Raw genomic sequence first — 15,775 nt, 5'->3', positions numbered from 1 at the left:
ATGGCACCGTGACGCCCCGGCCTTTCCATCTTCCTGAGCCCGGACCGCTCGTCATTCAGGGCCGTTCGCCTGCAAGGCCCCTCCTCGACCGGGCCTGCTCTCCGCCCGAGATGTGTTGAATCCTGAGGCCTGCGGCGGGGTCCCTCCACCCTGCAATGACGGCTTTGGACTGCGCCCCGCACGGATCCCGTGATCCGTGCCCGACACTGTCACCGGCCTCTACGTGACCCGTGACCCGGGGTCGCGTGGCCCGTGGCCCGATCCCGTGGTCCGACGCCGTCGGATCACGGGCCAGGGAACACGGGAAGCGGGAGGCGGGCACGGGGAACGGTCACGGGCACGGGCACGGTGACGGGGCCGGGTGCGGGTACGGATTCGCGTTGGGCAGCGCCGTGAACCGTGAACCGGATCACCGACCGAGCACGCGGGCGAGCACGTCCGGGCGGTCGGTCACGATCCCGTCCACGCCGAGCGCGAGCAGGGCACGCATGTCGGCCTCCTCGTCCACGGTCCACACGTGGACGGGGATCCCTCGCGCGTGGAACCAGTCCACCACGGCGGCGTCCACGACCACCTGGTCGTCGAGCCGGTGCGGGAGGTCGGCGACGTCGAATCCCTCCGGGCAGGCGGCGCCGTCTCCCGCCCCCTTCGCCGCGAGGACGTGGCACGTCGCCGCCTTCTCGGGCAGGAAGCGGGCGCAGTCCGGCAGGAGGGCCCCGAGCCGCTCCGCCTGGGCGTCCGAGAACGAGCCGACGCAGACCCGGTCCACGGCGCCGGCGGCCTCGACGGTCCGGGCGAGGGCGCTCGCGAGCGCCGGATCCTCGCTCTTCGCGTCCACGTTGAAGCGCAGCCCCGGGTAGCGCGCGAGCACGTCGGAGAGCGCGGGCGGGCGGAGCCCGCGCCCGCGGTGCGGGTAGGTGCGCCCGCCGTCGGGGGTGAACGCGAAGCCGGCGTCGAGGGCGGAGACCTCCGCGAACGTCCGTCCCTCGATGGTGCCGGGCGCGCCGGTGAGCCGCGCGGTGTCGTCGTCGTGGAACACGACGACCACGCCGTCCTGGGTGAGGTGGACGTCGGTCTCGATGGCGTCGGCGCCGAGCGCCGCCGCGCGATCGAACGCGACGAGGGTGTTCTCCGGGGCGAGCAGGCTGCCGCCGCGGTGCGCGACGAGCCAGGGGCCGGGGAGGTCGAGGTAGGGCCGGTGGCGCCGGGGGGACATGCCCCGACCTTCGCCGACGCCGCCGGAGCCGTCAACGTCCGCCGCGGGGCTCGCCGCGCGCCCCGGGGCGATCCGGGTTAGAACCTCGGGCGCGATGACACGACGCCAGGTGAAAGGGGAGGCCGCGGTCCGCCGCGAGCTCCTGCCGGGGACCTCGCCCGCCCTGCTGAAGGAGCTCCACCTCCTCACGCGCGACGGCGATCTGAACGCCGACAGCCTGCGGAAGCTCAAGCAGGTGAACCACCTCGCGAACCTGCTCGCCCCCGCGCTCGAGGACGTGCTGGCCCGGTTCGGAGAGCCCGTGATCGTGGACTGCGGCGCGGGCAAGAGCTACCTCGGCTTCATCCTCTACGAGCTGTTCCTGAGGGAGGCGGCGAAGGGGACGCTGCTCGCGGTGGAGTCGCGCCCGGACCTCGCCCGCACGGGCGCCGAGCGGGCCGCGCGGCTCGGGTTCTCCCGCCTGCGCTTCGTGGAGGCGGCCATCGACGCGGCGCCGCTCCCCGAGCGCGTGCACCTGGTCACCGCGCTCCACGCCTGCGACACGGCCACCGACGACGCGCTCGCGCTCGCGATCCGCCACGGCGCGGATCACGTCGCGGTGGTCCCGTGCTGCCAGGCCGAGGTCGCGCGGCAGCTCGCCGAGGTCCCCGAGCCCGCGCCGGCGATGGCGCCGCTCTTCCAGCACCCGTGGCACCGCCGCGAGTTCGGCTCGCACCTCACCAACGTCGTCCGGGCCCTCGCCCTCGAGGCGTACGGCTACAAGGTGACCGTGACGGAGCTCACCGGCTGGGAGCACTCGGTCAAGAACGAGCTGATCCTCGGGCGGAAGATCCGGAGCCGCTCGAGCGAGGCGCAGGCGCGGCTCGACGCGCTCCTCGCCGCGACCGGCGTGCGGCCGAAGCTGGTGCGGATGCTCGAGGGCGCACCGGCGCGCGCGTGCGGGGACGCCCCGTGATCCGTTGACCGTCACCGTCACCGGCCTCTCCGTGACCCGGGAACCGGGTCGCGCGGCCCGTGGCCCGGCCTCCCGTGATCCGACGGAGACACGGGCCACGGCATGCGGGACGCGGGAGGCGGGCACGAGGAACGGTCACGGTCACGGGCACGGTGACGGGTACGAGCCGGGTACGAGCGTGTTTGCACGCCGGGCGCCTCCTCGCCCGGCCGCCGCGCCTCCGGGTTGGCGCGCGGGGCGGCGCGTGGTCTAAGGAGGCCGTGTTCGGCCTGGATCCCGGAGTCGCGCTGCCGGTGCCCGCGCCCACCCGCGCCGGCGCGCTCCGGGCGGCGCTGCCCGCGGTGGCCGCCGCCCTGGCGTTCCGGGGCGCGTGCTACGTCGCGATGACCGCCGCGGCGATCTTCGGCGAGCTGCGCCCCGCGCCCACGCTCCCCGACGTCGTGATCGCGCACGTGCCGTACGTCGAGGCGGTGGCGCAGGGCAACTACCTGCTCTGGCTCGTGCTCTACGTGCCGGTCGCGGTGCTCCTGCTCTGGGAGGCGCCGCGCCGCTTCGCGCGCTACGCCGTGACCGGCGGCCTCGTCTCCCTCGCCCGCGGCGCCACCATCGCCCTGACCGGGCTCGGCCCGCCGGATCCGGTCCACGCCGGGCCCGGCCTCGCCGGGCACGCGCCCCTCCAGGCGCTGCTCGCGCTCGCGTCGCCGTGGCAGGTCTTCGCGCACGACGCGATGGCGGTCTACCTCACGAAGGACCTCTTCTTCTCGGGCCACACCGCGACGACGTTCCTGCTCGTGCTCTACGTTTGGCCACACCGGCGGCTCCGCGCGGTCGCCCTGGCCGGCCACGTCCTCGTGGTCGCGTCGGTCTTCCTCGCGCACCTGCACTACGCGATCGACGTCGCGGGCGCCTACGCGGTGACGTTCGCGATCTTCGCGCTGCGCGAGGGCTGGCCGCCGCGCGCCCCGGCGGACGACGCGGCGCCGGACATCTGAGGCGGGCGCCGGTGAACGCGGCCCCGTGATCCGTGACCGTCACCGTCACCGTCACCGGCTTCTCCGTGACCCGTGACCCGGGTTCCGTGGCCCGTGGCCCGGTTCCCGTGGCCCGGTTCCCGTGGTCCGTTTCCCGTGGTCCGGTTCCCGTGGTCCGGTTCCCGTGGTCCGCCGCCGTCGGATCACGGGCCAGGGGACACGGGAGGCGGGAGGCGGGCACGGGAAACGGTCACGGTCACGGTGACGGGCACGGTGACGGGTTCGGGTTCGGCGCGCGGGAGGCCAGCCTACGGACCCTTCCCCAGCGCGGCGACCACGCCGTCGGTGATCTGGGGCAGGTACGTGATGGCGAGGACGCCCGCGGTCATGATGAGCAGGAACGGGAACGCCTTCCGGTACACCCAGGGGAGCGGCTTGCCGAACCGCGACGCGGAGAGGAAGAGGTTCAGCCCCATCGGCGGGAAGAGGAACCCGAGCTCGAGGTTGGCGAGGAAGACCACCCCGAGGTGGATGGGCGTGATCCCGTACGCCGCGCCGAGCGGCGCGACCAGCGGCGCGAGCACGACGATGGCGGAGTAGATCTCGAGGACGCTCCCGAGCACGAGGAGCACCGCGTTCAGCATGAGCAGGAAGAGCGCCCTCGAGTGGACGTGGAGCGTCATCCACTCGACGAGCCGGGTCGGGACCTCCGCGTCCACGAACCACGAGGTGAGGCCGAGGGCGGTCCCGAGGAGGATGAGCACGCTCCCGACGAGCGCTGCGGCGTGGACGAGGACGCGGGGCAGGTCGCGGGTCGGGTGGATGGAGCGGAAGACGAGCAGCTCCACCACGAGCGAGTACGCCGCCGCGAGCGCGGCGGCCTCCACCACGGTCGCGAACCCGGTCCCGACCGCGACCACGACGAGCGTCGGGAGGCCGAGATCCCACTTCGCGTCCCAGAGCGCCGCGGCCGCCTCCCGGAGGTCGAACCGCTGCCGGGGCGCGCCGGCCCGGACGCCCACGACCACGCCGTACGCCGCGACGACGACGATCATGAGCAGCCCGGGGACGAGGCCGGCGATGAAGAGCACGTCGATCCCCACCCCGGCCACCACCGCGTACAGGATCACCGGGAGCGAGGGCGGGAAGAGCAGGCCGAGCGAGCCGGAGGCGGTGACGAGGCCGACCGAGAAGTCCTCCGGGTACTTCTCCTCGAGGAGCGAGGGCAGGAGGAGCCCCCCGAGGGCGAGGATCGTGACGCCGGACGCGCCGGTGAAGGTGGTGAAGAGGGCGCAGACGAACGTCGCCATGATGGCGACCCCGCCCGGCATCCACCCGAAGAGCCCCTTGTAGGCGCGGACCAGCCGGCGCGCCGCGCCGCCCTCGGCGAGGACGTAGCCGGCGGCGGTGAGGAGGGGGATGGCGGGGAGCGTCGCGGAGGCGACGAGGTTGAAGATCGCGGTGGGGACCGCCGCGATGGCCTCGCCGGGCAGCTGCCCGGACTCGACCATGCCGCGGAAGAAGAGGGTCATCGCGAGGCCGCTCATCACGATGAACACCGGCGCGCCGAGGAGGAACGCCGCCAGCATCGCGAGGAGCAGCCCGGTGACGAGCGGCTGGGACGGGGCCACCCCGGCGAGGAGGAACGCGCCCGCGGCGATCGCGGCGGCGGCGGCCCGGCGCACCCATCGGCCGGCGCCGTCCCCGTGCCCGGCGTTCCACACGAACCGGAGCGCCATCGCCGCGAACCCGGCGGGCATCACCAGCTCGCTCCAGGCGGTCCGGATGCCGAAGGCGACCTGGCCGAACCCGGCCCACTCCGCCTGGACGAGCTCCACCGACGCCCAGGCGAGGAGCGCGCAGATCGCCGCGGAGACGGCCTGCGTGTAGAAGATCGCGGCGCGCCGCGGCCGCCCCTGCGGCAGGAGCTCGATCGTGGAGAGGGCGAGGTGGTGGTTGGTCGCGGTCGCCAGCAGCGCGCCGATGAAGCCGACCCACAGGGTGATGTGCTGGGCGAGGATCGACGAGCCGGGAAGCTCGTGGCCGAGGAAGCGCCGCGCGACCGTGGACGCCGCGGGCAGGAGGATCATCGCCAGGAGCAGGAGGGTCACCAGGCCGCGCTCGAGCCAGGTGCCCAGCCGCTCCGGCCTCGCGCCAGGGCCGTCGGGAGAAGAAGTAGGGGTGCTCACGTGAAAGTCGATTGACCCCTCCACGAGGGGCATCTATGAGTAGCACGAAACTCCTCTCCGCGGCCCGGATCCCCGCGTGAAGCGCACCCTCCTCCTCTCGATCGCACTCGCCGTCATCGCCCCGTCGCTCTCGGGGTGCCGCAGCGCCGCCCTCGCCGCGGCGTCGGACGCCGTCGCCCAGAGCGGCTCGACCTACGCCTCGGACGACGATCCGGAGCTCGTCCGCGACGCGATCCCGTTCGGCCTGAAGACGATGGAGGGCCTGCTCGCGGAGAACCCGCGGCACGAGGGGCTCCTCGCCGCGACCGCGAGCGGCTTCACGCAGTACGGCTTCGCGTTCGTGCAGCAGCCCGCCGAGCTCGCGGACCTCGACGGGAAGCTCGACGAGGCGCGGGCGGGGCGGGCCCGGGCGAAGAAGCTCTTCCTGCGCGCCCGCGACTACGGCCTGCGCGGCCTCGACGTGCGCCACCGCGGGATCGCCGGGCGGCTGCGGGACGGGCGCGGCTTCGAGAAGGCGCTCGGCAGGATGCGCCGGCGCGACGTCTCGCTCCTCTACTGGACCGCGTCGTCCTGGACGCTCGCCATCGTGAACGGCAAGGACGACATGGCGCTCGTCGCCGAGCTGCCGGTCGCCATCGCCCTGATGAACCGCGCCCTCGCCCTCGACGAGGGGTGGGGCGCCGGGGCCATCCACGAGTTCTTCCTCGCGTACGACGCCACCCGGACCGCCGCGGAAGGCGGCGGTCCCGAGCTGGCGCGGGCGCACCTCGACCGGGCGCTCGCGCTCTCGTCGAATAAAAAGCTCGGCCCGCACGTCGCATGGGCCGAGGGCGTGCTCGTCCAGCGACAGGACCGGGCCGAGTTCACCCGCGTCCTCGAGGAGGTGCTCCGCGCCGATCCGGGCGCGGAGCCGCGGTTCCGGCTCGCGAACATCCTCGCGCAGCGCCGGGCGAAGGCGCTGCTCGACCACGCCGACGATCTGTTCCTCTGAGACCACGGAGAACGTCTTGAAGAAGCTGCTCCTCGCCACGCTCGTCGCGGCGCTCGCCCCGGCGGCGCACGCGCAGACCGTCACCATCAAGCTCGGGACCCTCGCGCCCCAGGGCTCCACCTGGCACGAGCTCCTCAAGGAGCTGGGCCAGCGCTGGGAGCAGGCGTCGGGCGGGAAGGTGAGGCTCCGGATCTACGCCGGCGGCGCCCAGGGGAGCGAGGGCGACATGGTCCGGAAGATGGGGATCGGCCAGCTCCAGGCGGCCGCGATCTCCAACGTCGGCATGCACGACGTCATCCCCGAGCCCCAGGCGCTCTCGGTGCCGTTCCTCTTCCAGAGCGAGGCGCAGATGGAGTGCGCCTTCGCGAAGGTCCGCCCGCAGATCGAGGCCTCCCTCGAGCGGCGCGGGCTCGTGGCGCTCCAGTGGAGCCGGATCGGGGCGGTGAGCCTGTACTGCGACAAGCCCCACCGGACCCCCGCCGACATGAAGGACGCCAAGATCTGGGTCTGGTCGGGCGACCCGAAGAGCGTCGAGGCGTACCGGGCCGCCGGCCTGAAGCCGGTCGAGCTGAACGCCACGGACATCGTGCCGTCGCTCCAGACCGGCATGATCGACTGCATCCCGAACGTGCCGCTCTACGTCCTCACCGCGCGCCTGTTCGAGCGGGCGCCGTACATGATGGACCAGTCCTGGAGCTGGCTCGTCGGGGCGACGCTGATCCGGAAGGACGCCTGGGAGAAGATCCCGGCCGACCTCCGGCCGAAGCTCCTCGCCGTCGCCCAGGAGCTCGGCCGGAAGGTGGACGCCGAGGTGCGCCGGCTCAACACCGACGCGGTCGTCGCGATGCAGAAGCAGGGGCTGAAGACGGTCCCGGGCGACGCCGCCGCGTGGCGGGCCGCGATGGAGCGGACCTGGCCGGTGATCCGCGGCGGGGTGGTGCCGGCGCCGTTCTTCGACGAGGTGAAGGCCGCCCGGGATCAGTGCCGGAAGTAGCGGGCGGGCGCGGCGTCACCGGCGGCGCGCGGCGGGGAGGGCGGCGGCCGAGCCCCCTCCGCCCGCCGCGAGCCGGACGAGGTCGCGCCGCACGGCCTCGCAGGCGAACAGCAGCGTGAGGTGGCCGCGCGGGTAGCTTCGCGCCTCGGCGCCCCACGCGCGCGCCAGGGCGAGGGCGCCCTCGGGGAGCGCGATCCGGTCCTCCGCCCCGACGGCCACGAGCACCCGGCCCGCGGTCGGGCGGCGGCGCTCCGGGCGGAAGGGGGCGAGCATCTCGGCGAGCTGCGCGGGCGGCGGCGGCGGCGCGCCGGCCGCGGTCGCGAGCCGGAGGTAGCGGCGGCCGATCCGCGTCCGCGCGAACACCGCGGCGAGATCCGCGGGCGGTCCGACGGCAGCGGCGACGTCGAGCGGCTCGGGCGCGGTCGCGGCGAGGAGGGCCGCGAGCCCGCCCAGCGAGAGCCCGACCATGCCCACCGCGCCGGGCCGGCGGCGCGCGAGCGCGACGAGCGTCCGGAGCTCGAGGACGAGCTGCTCGAAGGCGCGGCGGAGCGCCGGGAGATCCGGTGAGACGAACCCGTCGCCGCTCCGCGCCCCGGGCGCGGCGCGGCCGAGGTGCCGGGGCGGCACCACCGTCCAGACGTCGTGGCCGGAGCGCGCAAGCCGCGCGCGCCACCCCGACAGGATCGAGAGGCGCGGGAGCTTCCAGGGCGGGACCAGGATCAGGGTGCCGCGCCGCGGTCCGGCCGCGGGCGTCGCCTCGACGAGCAGCTCCGCGTCGCCGGGCGCGGGGCGAGGGGAGGGGGCGCGCCACGGGCCGGCGGCGCCCGGCCCGTCCAGGGGGAGCGGCGGGAGCGGGCCGAAGCACTCGAGCGGCGCGCCATCCGCGCGGATGAACGGGGTGGGCGCGAGCGATCTGAGGTCCTCGCTCCACATGGCGAGGACGTCCACGGCGCGATGGAGGCGCGGCAGCCTCACGGCGCTCCGTCGTCGAGCGGCGCGCTCGCCGCCAGAGTAGGCAGTAGCTCGAAGCGAGTGGTGTCGCCACGAGACCTGGCGACGAACGCGCCGCTCACGCGCCCGAGGGTGCCCCACGCCGGACGCGGAGCCACGCAGGAGGCCGAGCCATGAGAGCCGCGATCGTGAGGCAGTTCAAGGCGCCGCTCCTGATCGAGGACGTCCCGAAGCCCACGCCGGGCCCCGGCGAGGTGGTGGTCGAGATCGAGGCGTCCGGGCTGTGCCACACGGACATCCACGCGTGCCGTGGGGAGTGGCCGCTGAAGGCGAAGCTGCCGCTCATCCCCGGCCACGAGGGCGTCGGCATCGTGGAGCGGGCCGGGCCGGGCGTGAGGAACGTCAAGGAGGGCGACCGCGTCTGCGTCCCGTGGCTCGGCCATGCCTGCGGCACGTGCGAGTACTGCGTCTCCGGCTGGGAGACGCTCTGCGAGGCTCAGCGCAACACCGGCTTCTCCGTGGACGGATCGTACGCGGAGTACGCCAAGGCGGACGCGGCGTTCGTCGGCGCGGTCCCGGCCGGCGTCGATCCGCGCGAGGCCGCCCCCATCACCTGCGCGGGCGTCACGACCTACAAGGCCGTCAAGGTCGCCGGGACGCGCTCCAGCGATCTGGTGGCCGTGTTCGGCATCGGCGGCCTCGGGCACCTCGCCCTGCAGTACGCGAAGATCGCGGGCGGCACCGTGGTCGCCGTCGATCTCGTGGACGCCAAGCTCGACCTGGCGCGGCAGCTCGGCGCGGACTACGTGGTGAACGCCACGCGCGAGGACCCCGTCGAGGCGATCCGGAAGCTCGGCGGCGCCGACCAGGCCATCTGCGTCGCCGTCTCGCCGAAGGCGTTCGCGCAGGCCTACGGCTCGCTCCGCCGCGGCGGCACGCTCGCGCTCGTCGCGCTCCCCGCCGAGAACCGCCTGGAGCTGCCCATCTTCGAGACCGTGCTGCACGGGATTCACGTGGTGGGCTCGATCGTGGGGACGCGGGTCGATCTCGCCGAGTGTCTGGACCTGCACGCGCGGAAGCGCACGAGGGTCGTCTACGAGACGCGTCGGCTCGAGGACGTGAACGCTTGCTTCTCGGAGCTGGAGCAGGGGAAGGTGTCGGCGCGGCTCGTCTTCACGTTCACGTGAGGGGCGCCTCGGCTCCCGCGGCCGCGGCGAAGCGGGCGCGCGACGCCACGGACCCCGCGCAGCAGGCGCGGGGCCCCGGCGGAGTGGCCGGCGGGGTGGAGCGCGTCAGCCACCGCACGAAGTCCACGAGCGCCTCGAGCTCGAACGGCTTCTGGAGGAACGCGTCCGCCGCGAGCTCCGCCTCCGGACCGCCGTCCGCGACGCGGCTCGCGGAGAGGACGAGCACCGGGATCGGGGACAGGCGCGGATCCCGGCGCTGCGCGCTCCGGAACGCCCACCCGTCCATCACGGGCATCATCAGATCGAGCAGGATCAGGCTCGGCGGTGCCTCGAGCTCCAGCAGCGCGAGCGCCTCTGCGCCGTTCGCCGCGGATGCGACGGCGTAGCCCTCCTCGGTGAGCAGCTCCGCGAGGGCCTCCCGGATGGACGGGTCGTCCTCGACGACCAGGATGCGTGCGTGCGTCTCCATGGCTGCGCGTACGGTAGGTACCGGCCCCCGCCCAGGGAACCCCCTCTGGCTGCGGCGGTACCCGTTCGAGCCGCATGTGCGCGGCTGGGCGGATCGGTGCGCTTCCTCGCCCATTCCGGGCCCGCCGCCGGCGTTGACACCCGCTGGAATCGGGGGATAAACGCACCCAGGCGCCGCGTCGTGGGCGCCCACGACCCATGAGCACCGAGACCGAAGCGGGCGCGTCGTCGAGCGCCGTCCACGGACGGGCCGCGCCGCCCCGCGTCGCCATGCCGGAGCGCGGGGTGGTGATCGGGCTCCGCTGGAGCGGCGCCGAGGGTGCGGGGAACCAGATCGTCGCGGCGAAGATCGAGTGCGAGCCGGAGCGGGCCCGGCTCACGCGTCTGTGGCGCCCGTTCACCGACGCGCCGGGCCGGCGTGACGTCTTGGCGCGCTTCGGCGCCTGGCTGGCCGAGGAGACGAAGTGGGCCGAGGGTCGGCTCGTCGTCGGGGTGGACTTCGCGCTCTCGCTCTGCGAGACGCACCTCCGGCTGCTGGGGCTGCTGCGCCAGGCGCTGCGCGGGCCCGCCGTGCTCGGGCAGCACCTCGAGGGGCGCTTCCTCGGGACGGACGGCGACTTCACGGAGGCCGCGGCGCGGTTCCGGGCCGAGCTCGGCACCAAGGAGCGGCCGCGGTTCACCGACTGCTACCGCGCCGAGCTGCACACGCCGACCAGCGCGCGGACCTACCGGCAGACGTTCTTCGGCCTGTGCACGCTCGCGCACGCGACCGCCACGTTCCCTCCCTGGGATCCACCGGTGGTCGGGACGCCGGTGGTGGTGGAGGTCCGGCCGGCGCACGTCGCGCGGGCGCTCTGCGGCGTCTGCGCGTACCAGGACGACGACCGGGACGGCGTCGCCCGCGCCACCCGGCGGGCCCGGATGCTCCGCGCGCTCCGCTCGGCCGCCAAGCTCGAGTTCGAGATGGAGCAGGCCGCGCAGATCGTCGAGGACGGCCGCGCCGAGCACCTCGACGCCGTCCTCTCCGCCGTCGGCGCCGCCGCCGCCTGGCGCGACGACTTCCAGGGCGTGCCCGCCAACGTGCCGCGCAGCGAGGGGTGGATCCACTCCATCCGCGAGGAGCCGTGGAGGTAGCGCGCCGGCGCCCGGCCGCGGATGCCCCCGCGGAGCCCGCGTCGCCCGCGGAGACGATCGCCGCCCTGGAGGCGGTGCAACGCGACATCGACGCGTTCCGACCCGAGGGCTTCGGCCCGCCGGTGCACGGACCCCCGGTCGTCTCCCCGGTCTTCCTCATCGGGCAGGCCCCCGGCCCGCACGAGGCCCGGCTCGGCAGGCCGTTCGCGTGGACCGCCGGCAAGACGCTCTTCCGCTGGCTCGAGCGCGCCACCGGCGCGCCCGAGGACGCGGTCCGCGACCGGATCTACATCTCCGCGGTGGTGCGCTGCTTCCCCGGCAAGGCGAAGAACGGCGGCGATCGCCTCCCGTCCGCCGACGAGTGCGCGCTCTGGCGGGACTTCGTGCGGCGCGAGGTGGAGATCCTCCGCCCGAGGCTGGTCGTCCCGGTGGGGCGGCTCGCGATCGCCGAGGTGCTCGGACACGCCGAGCCCATCGCGGCGGTGGTCGGCCGGCGGCTGCGCACGCAGTTCCACGGGGTGAAGACCGACGTCATCGCGCTCCCGCACCCGTCGGGCGCCTCCACCTGGTTCAAGATGGAGCCCGGGCGGACCCTCCTCGAGCACGCGCTCACCCTGCTCGCCGCGCACCCCGCGATGCGGCGCGCCCTCCGGGGGCGGCGCGTATGAGCGCGGGCGGGGCGCGCGTCGCGGCGGTGCTGTTGCTCCTCGCCGCCGCCTGCGCGCACGCCCCGCCGACATCGGCCCCAGGCTCCCCACCCGCCGACCAAGCGGGGCGGGCGGACTGGACGGAGGGCGAGGAGGGCCTCGCGAGCTACTACGGCCGCGCGTTGCACGGCCGGCGCACCGCGAGCGGCTCGCGCTACGACCCGCACGCGTTCACGTGCGCGCACCGGAGCGCGCCGTTCGGCACGAGGCTGCGGGTCACGGAGCTCGAGAGCGGCCGCAGCGTGGACGTGACGGTGACGGACCGCGGACCGTTCGTGCGGGGCCGGGTCGTGGACGTGTCGCTCGCGGCCGCCCGTCAGCTCGGGATGATCCCCCGCGGGCTCGTGCGGGTGCGGGTCGAGCCGGCCGATTGACGACGACGCCCGCTCGCGTCGAGCTGCTGCGGCCTCGACTCGAGCGGTGTCAGCGGCCGGCGGTGCGGCCACGCTCGGCGCCGGTGCGGAGGCCGGCGATCGCGGCGCGGTAGTCTCCCGCCCCGAAGACCGCGGTGCCCGCCACGAGGACGTTGGCGCCGGCCGCGGCGACGGTGACCGCGACGTCGGGCTTCACGCCGCCGTCCACCTCGATGTCGAGGGCGAGCCCGCGCGCGTCGGCCATGGCGCGGAGGCGGCGCACCTTCTCGGTGCAGGCGTCGATGTAGCGCTGCCCGCCGAAGCCCGGGTTCACCGTCATGACGAGGACCATGTCGCAGTCGCCGAGGACGTACTCGACGGCGCCGAGGTCGGTCGCCGGGTTCAGCGCCACCGCCGGCCGCGCGCCGGCGGCCCGGATCGCCTGGAGCGTCCGGTGGAGGTGGGGAGAGACCTCCGCGTGGACCGAGATGAAGTCGGCGCCCGCCTTGGCGAAGGCGTCCACGTACCGCTCCGGCTCGACGATCATGAGGTGCGCGTCCACGGGGAGCCGCGTCACCTTCCGGACCGCCTCGACCACGAGCGGGCCGATGGTGATGTTCGGCACGAAGCGCCCGTCCATCACGTCCACGTGGATGAGGTCCGCCCCGGCCGCCTCGACGGCGCGGACCTCGTCGGCGAGGCAGCCGAAGTCGGCGGACAGGATCGAGGGGGCGATGCGGATGGGCCGTGGCATGGCGGCAGTCTAACCCGGCGCCTCGGCGGCGCGCAGGTCGGTCGAGCCGCCTCCCGGCGCGTGGCCCCACCCCCGTGGCGGGCACGGGAATGGACGGTTACCGGCACGGCACGTGTCCGTGAGCCGTGCGCGTCACCGTCACCGGCCGCTCCGCTCCGTCCCCGGTGAACCGGATCCCCCATGTCCGAGGGTTCACGGTTCACGGGGCACGGGGTGCGGGAGACGGGAAGCGGGTGACGGGCAGGAGAGCCCGGGTTCGCGTTCGCGTTCGGGTGCGTTCGGGAGTAATTCGGCGCAGGCGCCTACCGCATCAGCCGCGCCGCGAAGAAGCCGTCCGTCCCGTGTCGGCTCGGGAGGGTCAGGAGGTCCCCGTCCGGCGTGAGCACGTCCGCGGGGAAGCCCGCGGGGGGCGGCGCCCGCCGGAAGCCCGTCTCGAGGAGCCCGCGCACGACGTCCGGGCCCTCCACGCGCGACAACGAGCAGATCGAGTACGTCACCGGCGCGCCCGCCCCGGCGTACCGCGCCGCGCTCGCCGCGATCTCGCGCTGGAGCGCCGCCATGCGCGGCAGGTCCTCGGGCGCCCGGCGGAGCTTCAGCTCGGGGTGGCGCCGCAGCGTGCCGAGCCCGGCGCAGGGCGCGTCCACCAGCACCGCGTCGAAGCTCCCGGGCTCGAGCCCGGGCACCGGCCGGGCGGCGTCGGCGCAGATGACCCGGATCCCGGCGAGCCCGCGCCGCGCGGCCTCGCGCGCGAGGGCGTCGGCCTTGCGCGGGTGGAGCTCCACGGCGACGACCTCCGACCCGGGCGCGAGCAGCTCGGCGAGGTGGAACGCCTTCCCGCCCGGCGCGGCGCACGCGTCGAGCACCCGCGCCTTCGCGCCCCTGAGCTCGCCGGCGGCGAAGAGCGTGACGAGCTGGGCGGCCTCGTCCTGCACCTGGAACGCCAGGTCGCCCGCGGCGCGCGCCACCGCCGCCACCGGGGCGCCGGTCACCCGCACACCCTCCGGCGCGCGCGGGGCAGGGGCCGCGTCGATCCCGGCCGCGCGCAGGCGCGCCACGAGGCCGTCGCGATCCGTCGCCGCGCGGAGGCAGAGCGGCGCCGGCCCGTTCATCGCGCGGGCGAGCGCGAGGGCCTCCTCCGGCCCCAGCCAGGCGACCCACTCCTCCGCGAGCCAGCGCGGGAGCGCCTCCGCCGCCGCGACGTGGCCGGCGGGGTCCGTCGCGAGCGGCGGCGGCTCCGGGAAGCCCGGCGCCCGCGCCAGCGCGCGGAGCACCGCGTTCACGTACCCCGCGGCGCGGCCGTGGTCGACCGCCTTCACCAGGGCGACGGCCTCGCCGACGGCGGCGTGGGCCGGCGTGCGGAGCACGAGGAGCTGGTAGGCCCCGAGCCGGAGCGCGATCCGGGCCGGCGGGTCGAGCGCGGCCACCGGGCGCCGCGAGTGCGGGGCGAGCGCGGCGTCGAGCGCGAGGGCGCGGCGCAGGGTGCCGTAGACGAGCTCGGTGGCGAGCCCCGCCTCGCGCGGATCGCGAGCGCCGGCGCCTGCCAGCGCGGCGTCGAGGGCGCGGGACGCGTAGGCGCCGCCCTCCTCGACCCGGCGGAGCACCTCGAAGGCGAGCTTGCGGGCGTTCATGTGCCGAGGGAGAAGGCGTCGCGGCGCAGGCCGTTCAGGAAGGCGAGGGCGTCCTGCGCGGGCTTCCCCTCGGGCTGCAGGCGGGTCACCACGAGGGCGCTGCCGCCGCCGCAGGCGACGAGGAGGCCGCGCCCTGCGAGCCGGCGCGCTGCGCCCGGGGCGGCGCCCGGCTCGCCCGCCTCCGCGCGCGCCTCGAGGAGCTTCACCATCCGGCCCTCGAGGGTGGTGAACGCGCCAGGCCAAGGGGTGAAGCCGCGGAGCCGGTCGGCGATCCGCGCCGCCGGGGCGGACCAGTCAATGCGCCCGTCGTCCTTCACGAGGATGCGGGCGAGCGTGGCGCGCGACGCGTCCTGCTTCACCGGGACGAGGGCGTCCCGCTCGAGCAGCGCGAGCGCTTCGACGAGCGCCGCGCCGCCGAGCGCCGCGAGCCGCGGCGCGAGCGTGTCGGCGGTGTCGTCCGGCCGGATCTCGAGCGCGCGCTGGAGGAGGACGTCGCCGGTGTCGAGCCCCTCGTCCATCTGCATGATCGAGACGCCGGTCTCGCGCTCTCCCTCCGCGATGGCCCACTGGATCGGGGCGGCCCCCCGGTAGCGCGGGAGCAGCGAGCCGTGCACGTTGATCGCGCCGTGGGGCGCGAGGGTGAGGAGGTCGGGGCCGAGGATCCGCCCGTACGCGGCCACCGCGAGGAGGTCGGGACGGAGGGCGGCGAGCTCCGCGGCGAGGCGGCCATCCCGCACCTTTTGCGGCTGGAGCACCGGCACGCCGCGGGGCTCGGCCCAGACCTTGGTGGCGGGCGCGCGGAGCGCGCCGCCGCGCCCCGCCGGGCGGTCCGGCTGCGCGACCACCGCGAGCAGCTCGTGGCCGGCCGCGGCGAGGGCGTCGAGGCACGGCACGGCGAAGGCGGGGGTCCCCATGAAGACGATCCGCATGGCGGGTGTGTGTATATGCGGAGGTGGCCCCCGGGTCGAGGGGCCCGGTCCCAACCGCCCCCGAACGCGCACCCGAACCCGAACCCGCACGCGAACCCGTACCCGTGACCGTGACCGTCACCGTCACCGACCCCCCGTGCCCCGCCTCCCGCCTCCCGTGGCCCGTGGCCCGTGATCCGTCGGCCCGTGATCCGTCGGACCGTCGCCGTCGTCGGAACACGGGGGATGGGCCACGGGCCACGGGAGTCGGTTCACGGGTGACGGAGCAGCCGGTGACGGTGACGGTGACGGTCCACGGGCGCGTGCCGGCTCGCGCCCGCGCCATTCATCGCTCGGTGAACGCCGGCA

General features: G+C 75.3%; 15 protein-coding genes. 8 read left to right on the top strand and 7 right to left on the bottom strand.

Features of this window, described 5'->3' with window-relative positions:
- Nucleotides 1-409: 409 nt before the first annotated feature.
- Entirely contained in the window at nt 410-1,216 is an 807-nt protein-coding gene (locus MNZ27_RS10580) for a glycerophosphodiester phosphodiesterase (RefSeq protein ID WP_242394015.1), read from the bottom strand.
- Between the two features lie 94 nt (nt 1,217-1,310).
- On the opposite strand from MNZ27_RS10580, the gene MNZ27_RS10575 reads away from it, so the two are divergent.
- Both MNZ27_RS10575 and MNZ27_RS10570 read left to right on the top strand, forming a co-directional pair.
- Nucleotides 1,311-2,171: a class I SAM-dependent methyltransferase gene (locus tag MNZ27_RS10575; RefSeq protein WP_242394014.1), complete on the top strand. Its 861-nt coding sequence runs from the start codon at nt 1,311-1,313 to the stop codon at nt 2,169-2,171.
- Nucleotides 2,172-2,431: 260 nt separating this feature from the next.
- Complete coding sequence (locus MNZ27_RS10570; protein WP_242394013.1) at nt 2,432-3,163, top strand: sphingomyelin synthase family protein; 732 nt, start codon at nt 2,432-2,434, stop codon at nt 3,161-3,163.
- A gap of 287 nt (nt 3,164-3,450) precedes the next feature.
- Here the strand turns inward: MNZ27_RS10570 and MNZ27_RS10565 are convergent, their stop codons facing one another.
- On the bottom strand, nt 3,451-5,364 hold the full coding sequence (locus MNZ27_RS10565; RefSeq protein ID WP_242394012.1) for a TRAP transporter large permease: 1,914 nt from the start codon (nt 5,362-5,364) through the stop codon (nt 3,451-3,453).
- A 43-nt stretch (nt 5,365-5,407) separates the two neighbouring features.
- Between MNZ27_RS10565 and MNZ27_RS10560 the strand changes: the two genes are divergently transcribed.
- Nucleotides 5,408-6,322, top strand: coding sequence for a TRAP transporter TatT component family protein (locus MNZ27_RS10560; RefSeq protein ID WP_242394011.1), 915 nt, complete (start codon nt 5,408-5,410; stop codon nt 6,320-6,322).
- A 16-nt stretch (nt 6,323-6,338) separates the two neighbouring features.
- Nucleotides 6,339-7,316 carry a TRAP transporter substrate-binding protein gene (locus tag MNZ27_RS10555; protein ID WP_242394010.1) on the top strand — a complete coding sequence of 326 codons (978 nt, stop codon included), beginning with the start codon at nt 6,339-6,341 and terminating at the stop codon, nt 7,314-7,316.
- Between the two features lie 15 nt (nt 7,317-7,331).
- Here the strand turns inward: MNZ27_RS10555 and MNZ27_RS10550 are convergent, their stop codons facing one another.
- Complete coding sequence (locus MNZ27_RS10550) at nt 7,332-8,291, bottom strand: prolyl oligopeptidase family serine peptidase (protein ID WP_242394009.1); 960 nt, start codon at nt 8,289-8,291, stop codon at nt 7,332-7,334.
- Between the two features lie 149 nt (nt 8,292-8,440).
- Between MNZ27_RS10550 and MNZ27_RS10545 the strand changes: the two genes are divergently transcribed.
- The gene (locus MNZ27_RS10545; protein WP_242394008.1) at nt 8,441-9,454 is read left to right on the top strand and encodes a zinc-dependent alcohol dehydrogenase; all 1,014 of its coding nucleotides are present in this window, start codon (nt 8,441-8,443) and stop codon (nt 9,452-9,454) included.
- On the opposite strand, the gene MNZ27_RS10540 is transcribed toward MNZ27_RS10545, so the two are convergent.
- Nucleotides 9,447-9,923, bottom strand: coding sequence for a response regulator transcription factor (locus tag MNZ27_RS10540; protein WP_308197945.1), 477 nt, complete (start codon nt 9,921-9,923; stop codon nt 9,447-9,449). The two genes, MNZ27_RS10545 and MNZ27_RS10540, sit on opposite strands and share 8 nt — an antisense overlap.
- Nucleotides 9,924-10,120: 197 nt before the next feature.
- Here MNZ27_RS10540 and MNZ27_RS10535 point away from each other — a divergent pair, with 197 nt between their 5' ends.
- Genes MNZ27_RS10535 through MNZ27_RS10525 form a run of 3 tightly spaced genes read left to right on the top strand, consistent with a single transcriptional unit; the run spans nt 10,121 to nt 12,137 of the window.
- Complete coding sequence (locus MNZ27_RS10535) at nt 10,121-11,056, top strand: DUF429 domain-containing protein (protein ID WP_242394007.1); 936 nt, start codon at nt 10,121-10,123, stop codon at nt 11,054-11,056.
- A complete protein-coding gene (locus tag MNZ27_RS10530) occupies nt 11,047-11,724 on the top strand; it encodes a uracil-DNA glycosylase family protein (RefSeq protein ID WP_242394006.1) in 678 nt (225 codons plus the stop codon). The genes MNZ27_RS10535 and MNZ27_RS10530 overlap by 10 nt, the downstream gene beginning before the upstream one ends.
- Entirely contained in the window at nt 11,721-12,137 is a 417-nt protein-coding gene (locus MNZ27_RS10525) for a septal ring lytic transglycosylase RlpA family protein (RefSeq protein ID WP_242394005.1), read from the top strand. Before MNZ27_RS10530 ends, MNZ27_RS10525 begins: the two co-directional genes overlap by 4 nt.
- 49 nt (nt 12,138-12,186) lie before the next feature.
- Here MNZ27_RS10525 and rpe read toward each other — a convergent pair whose 3' ends face one another.
- The 3 genes from rpe to fmt all read right to left on the bottom strand — a co-directional run bounded on the left by rpe (nt 12,187) and on the right by fmt (nt 15,427).
- A complete protein-coding gene (rpe, locus tag MNZ27_RS10520) occupies nt 12,187-12,870 on the bottom strand; it encodes a ribulose-phosphate 3-epimerase (protein WP_242394004.1) in 684 nt (227 codons plus the stop codon).
- A gap of 302 nt (nt 12,871-13,172) precedes the next feature.
- On the bottom strand, nt 13,173-14,498 hold the full coding sequence (locus MNZ27_RS10515) for a transcription antitermination factor NusB (RefSeq protein ID WP_242394003.1): 1,326 nt from the start codon (nt 14,496-14,498) through the stop codon (nt 13,173-13,175).
- Entirely contained in the window at nt 14,495-15,427 is a 933-nt protein-coding gene (fmt, locus tag MNZ27_RS10510) for a methionyl-tRNA formyltransferase (RefSeq protein ID WP_242394002.1), read from the bottom strand. The genes MNZ27_RS10515 and fmt overlap by 4 nt, the downstream gene beginning before the upstream one ends.
- Nucleotides 15,428-15,775: the final 348 nt, after the last annotated feature.

Origin of the sequence: Anaeromyxobacter oryzisoli, from assembly GCF_022690765.1 — a bacterium.
In the GTDB taxonomy this organism is placed as follows: Bacteria; Myxococcota; Myxococcia; order Myxococcales; family Anaeromyxobacteraceae; genus Anaeromyxobacter; species Anaeromyxobacter oryzisoli.
This window is presented reverse-complemented; position numbering and strand designations above follow the sequence as displayed.